This window comes from Micromonospora echinofusca, from assembly GCF_017614955.1.
GTDB lineage: Bacteria > Actinomycetota > Actinomycetes > Mycobacteriales > Micromonosporaceae > Micromonospora > Micromonospora echinofusca_A.
This window is the reverse complement of sequence record NZ_WVUH01000203.1, coordinates 1-13231: the sequence shown is the minus strand read 5'-3', so window position 1 is coordinate 13231 and position 13231 is coordinate 1. Positions and strand designations below refer to the sequence as shown.

Sequence of the window (13231 nt, the reverse complement as noted above, 5' to 3'; positions counted from 1 at the left end):
GGAGGATGGTGGTGGGGGCGGGTTGCGGGCGTTCCCGACGCCGGAGGAGATCCTCGCGCTGCCGGACGAGGCGTACCGGATGCCGACCGCCCGCCGGGAGACGATCCGGGCGCTGGCCCGGGCAGTGGTCGACGACGGACTCGACCTGGATCAGGGTGCCGACCGGGCGTCGACGGTACGCGCCCTCACCGCGCTGCCCGGGATCGGCGCCTGGACCGCCGGCTACCTCGCCATGCGCGCCCTGGGCGACCCCGACGTGTTCCTCCCCACCGACGTGGCGGTACACCGGGGCGCGGCGGCCCTCGGCCTGCCCACCACCCCGGCCGCCCTCGACGCGTACGCCACCCGCTGGCGGCCCTGGCGGTCGTACGCGGTGATCAGACTATGGAGAAGAGCAGCATGAACAGCACCGGCACCACCAACAGCAACAGGAGCAGGGGCGTGAACGAGGGCACCACGATCGGTACGCCGGCCGGGCCGTTGAGCATCGTCACCGGACCGGAGGGGACGGTCCGGGCGGCGGGCTTCGTGGCCGACCCCGAGGCGCTGCTGCCCCTGATCCACCCCGGGCTACGCGCACCGGTACGGCTCCGGTCGGACCTCGGCCCGGTAAACCGGGCGGTCACCGCCTACTTCGACGGCGACCTGACCGCGATCGACGAGGTACCGGTCGAGCAGCACACCGGCGGTGCCTTCCTGGCCCACTCCTGGCAGGTGCTGCGGGCGGTACCGGCGGGTGAGCCGGTCACCTACACCGGGTTCGCGGCCCTCGCCGGCCGGCCGGCTGCGGTACGCGCCGCCGCCGCAGCCTGCGCCCGCAACGCAGCCGCCCTCTTCGTGCCCTGCCACCGGGTACTACGGACCGACGGCAGCCTCGGCGGATACCGGTACGGGCTGCCGGTGAAAAAGTGGCTTCTCGGTCACGAGCGGCGGTTGACGGCAGCCGGAGCTGCACCGGAGTGACGTTTGCCGATACCGTCATGGGGTGCCTGCGGAACGTGACCCCGCCGTCGGGGCCGACGCGGGTCACCAGCAGGTAGGGCAGGAAACGCCGGGACCGGGGAAACGGCAGGAAACGCCGGCCCGGCGGGTGGCACCGCGTGGTGGGCGGGTCCGGAACCTGTGGCGGCTGCGGCGCTACGTCCGGCCCCATCTCGCCGAGTACGGTTGGCTGCTGCTCGCCGCCCTCGCCGCGACCGGGGCCGGGCTGGCCGTACCGCTGATCACCCGGCGGATGGTGGACGGGCCGATCGCCGAGCGGGATCCGGCCGGGCTGCTCCGGCTCGGCGCCCTGGCCCTGCTGCTCGGCGTCGCCGAGGCGGTGCTGATCTTCATCCGACGGTGGGTGCAGTCGTCGTCGGCGGTACGCATGGAAGCCGCCATCCGGTCCGATCTCTACGCCCATCTCCAGCGTCTGCACGTGGGCTTCCACGACCGGTGGCAGTCCGGGCAGTTGCTGTCCCGGGCCACCACCGACCTCTCGGTGATCCGCCGGTTCCTCTCCTTCGGGCTGATGTTCGGCGTCCTCAACGTGATCACCTATCTCGCGGTGGCGGTGCTGCTCGTCCGGCTGCACTGGCCGCTCGGCCTGCTCGTCGCCGCGAGCGCGGTACCGCTCTTCCTGGTCAGCCGTCGCTTCTCCCGCGCCTACCTGGTCGCGTCCCGGCGGATGCAGGACCAGCTCGGCGACGTCGCGACCCTGGTCGAGGAGTCCGCCCGGGGTCTACGGACCACCAGGGCGTACGGGCGGCGGCCGGAGATGACCGCCCGGTTCTCCCGGGACGCGCGACGCCTGCACGACACCTCGATCGCCAAGAGCCGACTGCTCGCCCGGACCTCCGCCTACTTCGACCTGGTACCGAACCTGACCCTGGCGGTGGTGCTGGTGACCGGTGCCGTGGCGGTGGCGCGTGGCCAGCTCACCGTGGGCGACCTGGTCGCGTTCGTCAGTCTCCAGCTCATGCTGGTCTGGCCGGTCGAGTCGCTGGGCTGGATCATCGCCAACGCCCAGGAGGCGATGACCGCCGCCGACCGGATCCAGGAGGTACTGGACACCCGGCCGGCCGTGGCGGACCCGCCCGCCCCGGTGCCGCTGCCCCGCGCCACGGGTGCCCGACGACTCCGTTTCGAGCAGGTCGGCTTCGGCTATCCCGGCACCACCGGACCGGTGCTGCGCGACGTCGAGCTGACCGTGGAACCGGGCGAGACGGTCGCCGTGGTGGGCGCCACCGGGTGCGGCAAGAGCACCCTGCTCTCCCTGGTCCCCCGGCTGCACGACGTGACCACCGGCCGGATCACCCTGGACGGCCGGGACATCCGGGACCTGCGCCTGGCCGACCTGCGTCGGACGGTGGGCGTGGCGTTCGAGGAACCCACCCTGTTCTCCATGTCGGTCTGGGAGAACCTGACCCTGGGCCGGCCGGACGCCGACGAGGACGAGGTCCGGGCGGCGTTGGCCGTCGCCCAGGCCGAGTTCGCGTACGAACTGCCGTGGGGGCTGGCCACCCGGGTCGGTGAGCAGGGACTCTCCCTTTCCGGCGGGCAGCGGCAACGGCTCGCCCTGGCCCGGGCGGTCCTCGGTCGTCCCGGGGTACTGGTGCTCGACGACCCGCTCTCCGCGCTCGACGTGCACACCGAGGCGCTGGTCGAGGCGGCGTTGGCCCGGGTGCTCCGGGATACCACCGCGCTGCTGGTGGTGCACCGACCGTCGACGGTGGCGCTGGCCGACCGGGTGGCCCTGCTCGCCGACGGCCGGATCGCCGCCGTCGGTACCCATTCGGAACTGCTGGCCGGCGTACCGGCGTACCGGGCGGTGCTCTCCGCCGCGCCCGGAGCGGCGCCCGGCGCGGTACCCGGAGCGACGGCCGAAGCGGTACCCGGAGCGACGGCCGACGATCCGGACGGCGATCCGGACGGCGTCGACCTGGTCCGGTCGTGAGCGTGGAGGAACGGCCGTCCCCGGCGGCCCCGGCGGAACACCGGACGACGCCCGACACCGCGCCCGGAGTGAACCGCCGGGACGGGCCCGACCTGACGCGGTGGCGGGGCCGGGCGACCGACCCGGACGCCGACCGGTCCACCGCCGAGCAGCTCTCGCCGGAGGCGGTCACCCGGTTACGGGCCCGCAGCCGGGCGCTGCTCGGCGCGCTGCTGCGCCCGCACCGGGGCACGCTGGCGGTCACCGTCGCCCTGCTGCTGCTCCAGAACGCCGCCGGGATGGCCGGGCCGTACCTGGTCATGCTCGGCATCGACCGGGGCATCGGACCGCTGCGGGCCGGCGACGGCGGCCCGCTGGTCGCGGTGGCCGCCGCGTTCGCCGTGGCCGCCGCCGTCGACCACGCGGCCAAACGCGCCTTCCTGGTGCTCTCCGCCCGGATCGGCCAGGCCGTCCTGCTCGACCTCCGGCAGCGGGTGTACGCGCAGTTCCTGCGCCTGCCGGTGGCCTTCCACGAGCGGTACACGTCGGGTCGGATGGTCTCCCGGTTGACCAGTGACCTGGATTCGATCGCCGAACTCGTCGACGGGGGCATCGACAAGCTGGTCCTGGCCGGTCTGTCGATCGTGTCGGTGGCCGGGGTCCTGCTCTGGCTGGACGCCCCGCTGGCCGCGGTGACCCTGCTGGCGTTTCCGTTCCTGCTCGGGCTCTCCCGCTGGTTCACCCGGGCCTCGGCGTCGGCGTACCGCCGCACCCGGGAGGCGGTGGCCCTGGTCATCGTCCACTTCGTGGAGTCGCTGGGCGGTATCCGGGCGGTGCAGGCGTTCCGCCGGGAGCGGCGCAACCAGCAGATCTTCATGGCGGTCAACGACGACTACCGGCGGGCCAACCGGGACGCCTTCCGGCTGATCGCGACGTACTCACCGGGGATCAAGCTGATCGGCAACGTGACGGTGGCGGTGGTGCTCACCTACGGCGGTTGGCGGATCCTCGCCGGGGACGCGCAACTCGGGGTGCTCGCCGCGTTCCTGCTGTACCTGCGCCGGTTCTTCGAGCCGATGCAGGAGCTGAGCCAGTTCTACAACTCCCTCCAGTCGGCGACCGCGGCGCTGGAGAAACTGGCCGGGGTGCTCGACGAGCCGGTCGGGGTACCCGAGCCGGACCGGCCGGTGCCGCTGCCCACCGGGCCGGTACGCGGCGCGGTCGAGTTCGCCTCGGTGACCTTCGGCTACCGGCCCGGCGCCCTGATCCTGCCCGGCCTGGACCTCGTCGTACCGGCCGGGCAGACCGTCGCCCTGGTGGGGCCCACCGGTGCCGGCAAGTCGACCGTCGCCAAGCTGGTCGCCCGGTTCCACGACCCGCTCACCGGCACGGTCCGCCTCGACGGGGTCGACCTGCGCGACGTGGCCGACGCCGACCTGCGCCGGGCCGTGGTGCTGGTGACCCAGGAGACCCACCTGTTCGGTGGCACCGTGGCGGAGAACATCCGGTTCGGCCGGCCGGACGCCGACGACCGGCAGGTACAGGCCGCCGCCCGGGCGATCGGCGCGCACGACTTCATCGCCGGGCTGCCCGAGGGGTACGACACCGACGTGCACCGGCGCGGCGGTCGGCTCTCCGCCGGGCAGCGGCAGCTCGTCGCGTTCGCCCGGGCGTTCCTGGCCGATCCGGCGGTACTCGTCCTCGACGAGGCGACCTCGTCGCTGGACGTACCGACCGAACGGGCGGTGCAGCGGGCCCTACGGACCATCCTGCGGGACCGGACCGCGCTGATCATCGCGCACCGTCTATCCACTGTGGAGATCGCGGACCGGGTGCTGGTGCTGGAGGCCGGACGGCTCGTGGAGGACGGCCCACCTGCGGAACTGATCGCCGGCGGTGGCCGGTACGCGGCCCTGCACCGGCAGTGGCGCGACTCACTGGTTTGATGGCACCCGGGCCGGCCGGACGGGCGGTCACGGGCAACACGGTCACGGGCAACACGGTCACGAGCGACACGGTCACGGGGAACGGGGAGACACGGCATGCGGAGACGACGGAGGATGGCCCTCGCCGGACTGGTGACGGGTACGGTGCTGGTCACCGCGACGGCGGTCGCCCTGACCACCGGGGACGCGCCGACCGGTACGCCCGACAGCAGGTTCGTCGCCGGCCAGCAGGCCGGACAGCCGGGCAGCAGCGTGCCGGCCGGCACGGACGGGTGGGGCCGCGCGCCGGCCGGCGGGGAGTCGGCGGCGCCCCGGCGCACCGCTGCCGCCGTGGCCGCCGCCGCTCCCGCCTCGGTCGCCTACCTGCGCACCCGGTACGGCGTGACCGCCGCCGAGGCGGCCCGGCGGCTCGCCCTCCAGGAGGCGTCCGCCCCGCTGGCCGACCGGCTGGCCGGACAGTTCCCGGGCAGCTACGCCGGACTGTGGCTGGACCAGGCCGCCGGTGGGGTGCTCACCGTCGCGGCGAGCGACCCCGCGCCGGTCCGCCGTGCGGTGGCCGGGTTGCCGGACGCCACCCACATCCGGGTGGTACCGGTCCGGCACCCGCTGCGTGCACTCACCTCGGCCGCCGGGCGGGTCGCCGCCGCGTTGGACGTCGAGAGCGGGCGGGACGTGCTGGTCGACCAGCAGGCGAACGGCGTGGTGGTACTCACCGGCGACCGGGTGCCCGCCGACGATCCCCGGTTGGCCGACGCGCTGGCCGGGGCCGGCGTACCGGCCCGCAGCGCGCCGGCCCCGACGACGACGGCGGTACCCAAGGCGTGCGACCCGCGCTACTGCGCGAAGGCGCCGATGCGCGGCGGCATCCGGCTGGACATCCCCCGCGACGACGGCACCGTCGGCGGCTGCACCAGCGGCTTCACCGTCTTCTCCCGGTCCACCGGGCGGTACTACCTGCTCACCGCCGGGCACTGTGTGGTGGGCGGGCGGCACCAGCACGTCGACTCGACCTGGCACCAGTACCTCGGTCCGAAGGTGCCGGTGACCGTGGAGGCCACCCAGGCCGGGCTCGGCGAGAACGCCTACCCGTACGACTACGCGCTGATGACGTACCCGGGCGGGGCGGTTTCCCGCTGGGTGTACCCGGCCGGCACCGCCGACCAGCCGGCCCTGGTCAACTACTGGTGCGGGCCGGGTGTCGGCTGCGCCACGAGCCGGGACGTCCGGGTGACCGGGGTGGTCGCCTACAGCGCCGTCCAGGTCGGTTGGGTGGCCTGCGCGACCGGTTCGGCGTACACGCCCGCCGCCGGTGAGCGGTACGTCGACTCGGGTGCCGGTGCCGGCTACGTGCCGGGTACCCGGTGCGGGGAGATCACCGGGAAGACCTCCGGCGGCATCGACGTACGCATCTGCGCCCGCCCCGGGGACAGCGGCGGGCCGCTCTTCCTGGAGGCGGACGGGCGGGCACTGGGCATCCTCTCCAACGGCGACCCGGGGCAGGGCGCCTGCACCAACCCGGAGGAACGCAACCACTACGCGCCGGTGTCGACCGTGCTGGCCCGGGCGAACTCGCGGACCGGCGGGTCGCTGGACCTGCGGTTGGCCACCACCGGTCCGGCGCTGCCCGGGCTGACCGGCGACCGGACCGATCCGCAGCCGACCTACCGGAACCGCTGACACCGTCGGGTCGCGCTTCAGCAGAACTGGCCGGCTGTGCCGGCCGGCGGGCTGAGCCCGACCGGCCGGCACGACAGGGTCAGCTCGTTTCGCCGGCCATGCTGAACGAGCGGAGCCGGTTGATGGCGAGCCAGGTGAAGCCGAGCGCGGCGACCACACTCATCACCGCCGCCACCGGCACCGACACCGGGGTCTCCAGCAGCCCGGTCGGGGCGAGCCGGTCGGCGAGCGCGACCACGTACTGCTGGATGGACAGCACCCGGGTACCGCTGACGAAGTTGCCCAGCAGTCCCTCCCAGATCAGCACGTAGACCAGGCCGAGCAGCACCGGCCGGCGGGTGACCAGGCTGAGCGCCAGGAAGATCGCCGAGTACGCCAGCGCACCGACGGTGGCGGCGGCGGCCAGTGCCAGACCGAACCGGACCGAGTGGGCGAGCACCCCGGCGACGTAGAGCGGCAGGCCGGCGGTCAGCGCGGTGACCCCGACCGCCACGGCCAGTTTGGGCAGGATGATCTGCCAGCGGGGCAGCGGTTTGGTGAGGATGTGCACCACCGTGCCGTCGTCGATCTCGGAGCCGAGCACCCCGGTACCCACGATGAGTGCGATCACCGGCAGCACGACGGCCAGGCCGAGACCGACCAGGACCGGTTGCCCCCACTGCCCGGGGTCGACGCCGAGCGCCCGGGAGGTCGTGGCGAGCCCCACCAGCAGCAGCGGGAGCGGAAAGAGCATCAGGAAGCGGCGCCGGCCGAAGAGGCCCCGCGCGGTGATCCAGGCGACCGTGGACATGGGCTCAGGCCTCCACGAGGTAGGAGAAGACGCTCTCCAGGGACTCGTCCTCGGGGAGCAGGTGGCGTACCCGGATGCCGGAGTCGAGGGCGATCCGGGGCAACGCGCGGGTGAAGGCGCCGTAGTCGCCGGCGCGTACGGTCAGGCCGGTGGCGTCCAGCTCGACGCCGTTGACCGACGCCTCCCCGATCAGCCGGACGGCCAGCGCCCGGTCGTCGGTGGAGCGCACCACGAAGACGTGCGGCCGGTTGGTCATCAACCGCCGGATGGTCCGGAAGTCACCGGAGGCGGCGAGCCGGCCGGCGACGATCACCTGGACGGTGCCGGAGACCTGCTCGACCTCCTCCAGGATGTGCGAGCTGAACAGGATGGTCCGGCCGGCGTCGCCGAGCGAGTGCAGCAGGTCCATCATGTGCAGCCGCTGGCGGGGGTCCATCCCGTTGAACGGCTCGTCGAGCAGGAGCAGTTGCGGGTCGTGGACCAGCGCGGCGGCCACCCGGGCACGCTGCCGCATGCCCTTGGAGTAGGTGCCGATCCGGCGGTGCTGGGCGTCGGCCAGCTCGACCAGGTCGATGGCCCGGCGGGTGGCGGCCTCCGGGTCGGGCAGCTTGTGCAGTTTCGCGCTGGCCAGGACGAACTCGTGCGCGGTGAGGAAGCTGTGCACCGCCTCCCGCTCGCTGACCAACCCGAGCCGCCGGTAGACCGCCGGGTTGCGCCAGGTGGGCTCGCCGTCGAGGGTCACCGCACCCCGGGACGGGGCGAGGAAACCGGCCATCATGTGCAGCAGGGTGGTCTTGCCGGCGCCGTTCGGGCCGAGCAGGCCGGTGACGCCGGGACCGAGGGTCATGGTGACGTCGTTGACCGCGACCACGTTGCCGTACCAGCGGGAGACGCCGGCGAGTTGCAGCTCGGTCATGACGTGGCGACCTTCCGGTAGCGGGCCAGCAGCAGGGCGACGGCGCCGGCGACCACGGCGACCAGGACGACGGCGTACAGCGGACCGAAGTCGCCGATCCGGACGGTGTCCTCGGTGCCCGGTGGGACCAGCAGGTCGCCGAGGGTCCAGACGCCCACCCCCTGCACCAGGGTGGGTGGGGAGGCGAGCAGGGCCAGTTCGTTCACCGTCTGCGACGGCATGATCGACAGGGTGCCGACGATCGGGGTGGTCATCAGGAACACCGCGACGATCCCGCCGGCCGCGAACGCCCGCTTGCCGGTGAGCGAGGCGATCAGCAGCCCGATCGCGCCGAAGACCACCGCCCACAGCCCGGCGTAGAGCATGCCGGGCAGCACGTCGCCGAGTTCCTCGGCGACCCCCTTCATCCCGTCGTCCCGGCTGAACGCCGCGCCCAGGAACATCAGCAGCTGCGGTGCGCCGAGCAGCAGCCACAGCGCGGTGAACAGCGCGGCCAGCTTGGCGAGTACGTAGTCGCCGCGCGGCAGCGGGCGGGAGAAGTACAGCGGCAGCACCCCGCTGTGCAGGTCCCGGGAGACCAGTTCCGGGGCGACCACCGCGACGAAGAAGATGACCAGCCAGCTCATCACGTCCGGGAACTGCGCGTAGGTCATGATGACCACGCCGGCCTGGGCGCGGACCGCGGTGACCCCGGCGGCCACCACGACCAGGATGCCCACCACCAGCCAGGGGAAGATCTTGGCTTTCGCGCTGCGGCCGAAGCCGAACGCGGTACGCAGTCCGTGGAGGTAGAGCGCGCCGAAGACATGCCGGCGGCCCAGCCTCGGTCCGGTGTACCGCTGGTATCCGATGTCGTGGATGACCCCACTCGGCTCAGACATGGCTGGGCTCCCTCTGGGCGAAGAGTTCGGCGACCCGGTGCCGGCGCTGGTCGAGCCGGTGCAGCGGCAGTTCCAGGTCGGCCACCGCGCGCAGGATCAGGTCGTACGTGTCGTCGTCGGCCAGCTCGACCAGGAGCAGGCGCCCCTCGCGGCGGACCGGCAGCCGGAGTTCGGCCAGCCGGGCGGCGAGTTGGTCGGTACCCTCGCTGACCTCGACCGCGAGCACGTCGGTGGCTGACGTCATCGCGGAGATGTGGTCGGCACGGAGCAGGCGACCCCCGTCGATGGCGACCAGGGTGTCGCAGATCCGTTCCACCTCGCCGAGCAGGTGTGAGCAGACCAGCACGGAGATGCCGAACTCGGTACCGATCCGCTGGATCAGCGCGAGCATGGCGTCCCGGCCCGCCGGGTCGAGACCGTTGGTCGGCTCGTCGAGCAGCAGCAGATCCGGGTCGTGTACCAGGGCCTGGGCCAGTTTGACCCGCTGTTTCATGCCGGTGGAGTAGCCGCCCACCTGTCGGTACCGCTCCTCGTAGAGCCCGACGTGGCGTAACGCCTCGGAGGCGCGTTCCCGGGCCACGGTGGCGGGGAGTCCGCTCATCCGGCCCAGATGGGTGACGAGTTCGGCAGCGGAGAGGTCGGGGGGCAGGGCATCGTGTTCCGGCATGTAGCCGACCCGGGCCCGGACAGCGGCCGGATCGGTGGTCGGATCGAGGTCGAGCACGCGCACGGTACCGCTGGTCGGCGCGATCAACCCGAGCATGATCTTGATGAAGGTGGACTTGCCGGCACCGTTCGCGCCGACCAGCCCGACGATGCCCGGCGCCACGGTGACGGTCAGGTCCGCCAGCGCGGTCACCCGCCCGCCGTACGTCTTGGTGAGCGATTGCGTCGCGATCAGGGTCACCCGACCAAGACTAGGGACCGGTGGGGTGCTGCGGGATCCGGCGCGCCCCGGATCCTGCCGGCCCGCCGACCCCTACGGGACCGTCGGCGCCACCCTGAGCGGTAAGCGTTCCGTAAGCCCGCGCGGACCCCGACTCCCGGCCCGGACCGGCAGACTCGGCCCCATGCTCGCCCGCCTGCTGCGTACGCCACTGACCTGGGTCGCGATCGTCGTGATCGGTGCCGGAGCGGTGTTCGGTGCCGCCTGGTTCCAACCGTGGAAGCTGGTCACCGACGACACCGTCGACGACGCACTGTCCGACCTGCCCACCGCGACGGCACCGGCCACTCCCACCGTGACGGCGTCGGGCACGGGGCCGACCGCCGGCGGAGGGACCGGTCCGGCGACCCCGCCCCGGACGGTGGCGACGCTGGTCAGCGCGGGTGAGTTCATCTCGCACGAACACGGGACCACCGGGCAGGCCCGGATCGTCCGGCAGCCCGACGGGTCGTACCGGTTGGAACTTGTCGGATTGGTCACCTCCAACGGGCCGGACCTCCGGATCTGGTTGACCGACCAGCCGGTCCGGTCGGGTACGGCCGGTTGGCGGGTCTTCGACGACGGCCGCCGGGTCGAGTTGGGCCGGCTCAAGGGAAACCGGGGTGACCAGGTGTACCCGCTCCCGGCCGGGGTGGATCCGGCCGACTATCGCAGTGTCTCGATCTGGTGCAAGCGCTTCTCGGTGTCGTTCGGCGCGGCGCCGTTGGCCGGTCCCACCGGGTGAGCCGAAGCGTCCAACGGTGGAGTGGCGCTCTCGACCGATCGGCGCCCGGCTGAGAAACTGTGTGCCGGCCGGCGAGTTGGGGGTGCGATGAGCAACGGGTGGGTGCTACCCGAAGAGGTGCTGCGGGACGCTCCGGCGTACACGCCACGCCCATTCGAGCTGGCCGATCTGGAGCTGCTGCTCACCGGAGCGTACGCACCGCTGACCGGGTTCATGACCCGGGCGGACCTGACCTCGCTGGCCCGCCGGGGGCGGACCGCCGACGGTACGCCCTGGCCGGTACCGGTGACGCTGCACGTCCCCGCCGCCCTCGCGGCCGGTCTGGAGCTGGACGACCCGCTGCGCCGGGTGCTGGTGCTCGCCGACGGTGAGGGTGCGCCGATCGCCGCGCTCGACGTCAACGACGTCTGGCCGGCCCGGGACGGCACAGCCGGTGTGGGCGGGACGGTCCGCCGGCTCGGCGACGGCGGACACGGCCCGTTCCAGCGGTTGCGGCGTACCCCGGAGGAGGTCCGCGACCTGCTCCCGCCGACCCGGGTGCTCGGGGTGATCGCGGACCGGCCGCTGCACCGGCCGCAGCTCGCCCAGATCGCGCACGCGGTACGGACGCTCGGCGCCCACCTGCTGGTGCTGATCCCGGTGGGTGAGGGGGGCGGGCAGACCGACCTGCCGTCGGAGGTGCTGGTCCGCAGCATCTTCGCCGCCCGGGACCGGATGCCCCCGGCGACCCTGGTGGCGGTGCCGATCTCGACCCACGGGGACGAGATCAGTGACGCGCTGCTGCGGGCCCGGGTGGCGGCCAACTACGGGGTGACCCATCTGCTCTCCACCGGGGACGCGCTCTCCGGCGCCGGCCTGCGGGTGCTCGTACCCCGGGACCTGGCCTACGACAACCGGGACGGGCAGTGGCGCTGGCGGGACGACATCCCGCCCCGCAACCGGCGGCTGGCGCTGAGCCGGGAGGAGATCGACGACCTGCTCGACCGGGGTTTCCCGCTGCCCGAGTGGCACACCCCACCGGCGGTGGCCAAGGAGCTGGCCCGGGCCCGTCCGCCGCGTCGGCACCGGGGTCTGGTGCTCTTCTTCACCGGCCTGTCCGGCTCCGGCAAGTCGACCATCGCCCGCAACGTGGCGGACACGCTGCGGGAGAACGGCGACCGGACGGTGACCCTGCTCGACGGGGACGTGGTGCGCCGTGAGCTGTCCGCCGGCCTGACCTTCAGCAAGGCCGACCGGGACCTCAACGTCCGGCGGATCGGCTGGGTCGCCGCCGAGATCGCCCGGCACCGGGGGGTGGCGATCTGCTGCCCGATCGCCCCGTACGCGGAGGCCCGGGCGACCGCGCGGGCGATGGCCATCGGTGCCGGGGCCGGCTTCCTGCTGGTGCACGTGGCCACCCCGTTGGAGGTGTGCGAGCAGCGCGACCGCAAGGGCCTGTACGCCCGGGCCCGGGCCGGTCAGCTCACCGGCATGACCGGCATCGACGACCCGTACGAGGAGCCGGTCGACGCGGATCTGGTGCTGGACACCAGTGGCATGGAGGTGGACGAGGCGGTGCAGGCGGTGATGCACCACCTGACCGAGACGGGCTGGGTCGAGCCGCGCCTCCAGCCGGCCTGAGCCACCGCCCCGCCGACCACGACGGAACGGCTGACCACGGGTGAACCGCCGGCCCGGCGTCGCGTGACCCACCGCGACGCCGGTGCCGCCGGACCCGGTCGACGGGTCAGTTGACGAAGACGAGCGGGCTACCGGTCTGGGTGGTGTCCCGCACCGGCGCGTACGTCGCGGAGAAGAAGCCGTTGGCGAAGCAGGTGTTCGCGCCGGAGTACTTGACGAACTGCTGGTTGACGAACGTGATCGAGTTGTCCACGTCGGACGCGGTACCGGTCATGGTGTTGTTGCTGGCCCGGTAGACGCAGGTGATCGGGCCGAAGATGCTGCTGAGCACGATCGTGGTCTGGATCGGCGCGGTCGAGGTGCCGGTGATCGTCACCACGTTCCCGCTGGTGACGGTGCTGGCGAAGGGCAGGTTGTTGACCGTCACGGTCGCGCCGTTGGTCCCGACGACGTTGCTGGAGCAGCTACTGAAGTTGTGCCCGGTGACGGTCTCGGTGGCGGTACCGGGAGCGAGCGGGTTGCCGGTGACCCGGGCGCTGAAGGTGGAGACCGTGCACTTCACACCGGTGGTCCCGGTGGCCGTCGAGTAGAGGTTGGCGGTGGTGCCGGTCTTCAGGCCGGAGGTGAGGGTGTCGCCGACGGCGACGGCGTTGCCGCCGTTGCTGCCGTAGGTCAGCACGTTGCCGGCGGCCAGGGCGGGGGTTCCGGCGGCCAGGGTGGTCAGCAGCGCGGCGGACGCCGCGATGGCGATACGGACCAGTCTGCGCATGTGGGGGTCACTCTCCTCGGTGGTGGTCGTGCAGCGGGTACGGGT

The 13231-nt window shown here is 73.0% G+C and carries 11 protein-coding genes and 1 pseudogene; 7 read left to right on the top strand and 5 right to left on the bottom strand.

Annotated elements, in window-relative coordinates; genetic code table 11:
• The 5 genes and pseudogenes from GSF22_RS21340 to GSF22_RS21320 form a co-directional block, all read left to right on the top strand.
• Nucleotides 1-403 (top strand): annotated as a pseudogene (locus GSF22_RS21340) (DNA-3-methyladenine glycosylase); the annotation flags it as partial.
• The gene (locus tag GSF22_RS21335) at nt 400-963 is read left to right on the top strand and encodes a methylated-DNA--[protein]-cysteine S-methyltransferase (protein WP_208815503.1); all 564 of its coding nucleotides are present in this window, start codon (nt 400-402) and stop codon (nt 961-963) included. The pseudogene GSF22_RS21340 and the gene GSF22_RS21335, both read left to right, overlap by 4 nt.
• Nucleotides 964-1090: 127 nt before the next feature.
• Nucleotides 1091-2938: an ABC transporter ATP-binding protein gene (locus GSF22_RS21330; RefSeq protein ID WP_208815506.1), complete on the top strand. Its 1848-nt coding sequence runs from the start codon at nt 1091-1093 to the stop codon at nt 2936-2938.
• A 68-nt stretch (nt 2939-3006) separates the two neighbouring features.
• The gene (locus GSF22_RS21325) at nt 3007-4863 is read left to right on the top strand and encodes an ABC transporter ATP-binding protein (protein WP_208815505.1); all 1857 of its coding nucleotides are present in this window, start codon (nt 3007-3009) and stop codon (nt 4861-4863) included.
• Between the two features lie 96 nt (nt 4864-4959).
• Nucleotides 4960-6540 carry a trypsin-like serine protease gene (locus GSF22_RS21320; RefSeq protein WP_208815502.1) on the top strand — a complete coding sequence of 527 codons (1581 nt, stop codon included), beginning with the start codon at nt 4960-4962 and terminating at the stop codon, nt 6538-6540.
• A 79-nt stretch (nt 6541-6619) separates the two neighbouring features.
• On the opposite strand, the gene GSF22_RS21315 is transcribed toward GSF22_RS21320, so the two are convergent.
• From GSF22_RS21315 to GSF22_RS21300, 4 genes are read right to left on the bottom strand one after another with little or no spacing between them, the layout of a single operon-like run.
• Complete coding sequence (locus tag GSF22_RS21315; RefSeq protein WP_208815501.1) at nt 6620-7330, bottom strand: ABC transporter permease; 711 nt, start codon at nt 7328-7330, stop codon at nt 6620-6622.
• 4 nt (nt 7331-7334) lie between these two features.
• Nucleotides 7335-8246 carry an ABC transporter ATP-binding protein gene (locus tag GSF22_RS21310; RefSeq protein WP_208815500.1) on the bottom strand — a complete coding sequence of 304 codons (912 nt, stop codon included), beginning with the start codon at nt 8244-8246 and terminating at the stop codon, nt 7335-7337.
• Complete coding sequence (locus tag GSF22_RS21305; RefSeq protein ID WP_208815499.1) at nt 8243-9127, bottom strand: ABC transporter permease; 885 nt, start codon at nt 9125-9127, stop codon at nt 8243-8245. Before GSF22_RS21305 ends, GSF22_RS21310 begins: the two co-directional genes overlap by 4 nt.
• Nucleotides 9120-10034 (bottom strand): ABC transporter ATP-binding protein, encoded by a 915-nt coding sequence (locus GSF22_RS21300; protein ID WP_208815498.1) that lies wholly within the window; start codon nt 10032-10034, stop codon nt 9120-9122. Before GSF22_RS21300 ends, GSF22_RS21305 begins: the two co-directional genes overlap by 8 nt.
• 163 nt (nt 10035-10197) lie before the next feature.
• Here GSF22_RS21300 and GSF22_RS21295 point away from each other — a divergent pair, with 163 nt between their 5' ends.
• Complete coding sequence (locus GSF22_RS21295; RefSeq protein ID WP_208815497.1) at nt 10198-10797, top strand: DM13 domain-containing protein; 600 nt, start codon at nt 10198-10200, stop codon at nt 10795-10797.
• 87 nt (nt 10798-10884) lie between these two features.
• Nucleotides 10885-12417 carry an adenylyl-sulfate kinase gene (gene cysC, locus GSF22_RS21290; protein ID WP_208815496.1) on the top strand — a complete coding sequence of 511 codons (1533 nt, stop codon included), beginning with the start codon at nt 10885-10887 and terminating at the stop codon, nt 12415-12417.
• Nucleotides 12418-12523: 106 nt separating this feature from the next.
• On the opposite strand, the gene GSF22_RS21285 is transcribed toward cysC, so the two are convergent.
• Nucleotides 12524-13231, bottom strand: a 708-nt coding sequence (locus tag GSF22_RS21285; protein ID WP_244367988.1) for a hypothetical protein, incomplete at its 5' end; no start/stop codon positions are given.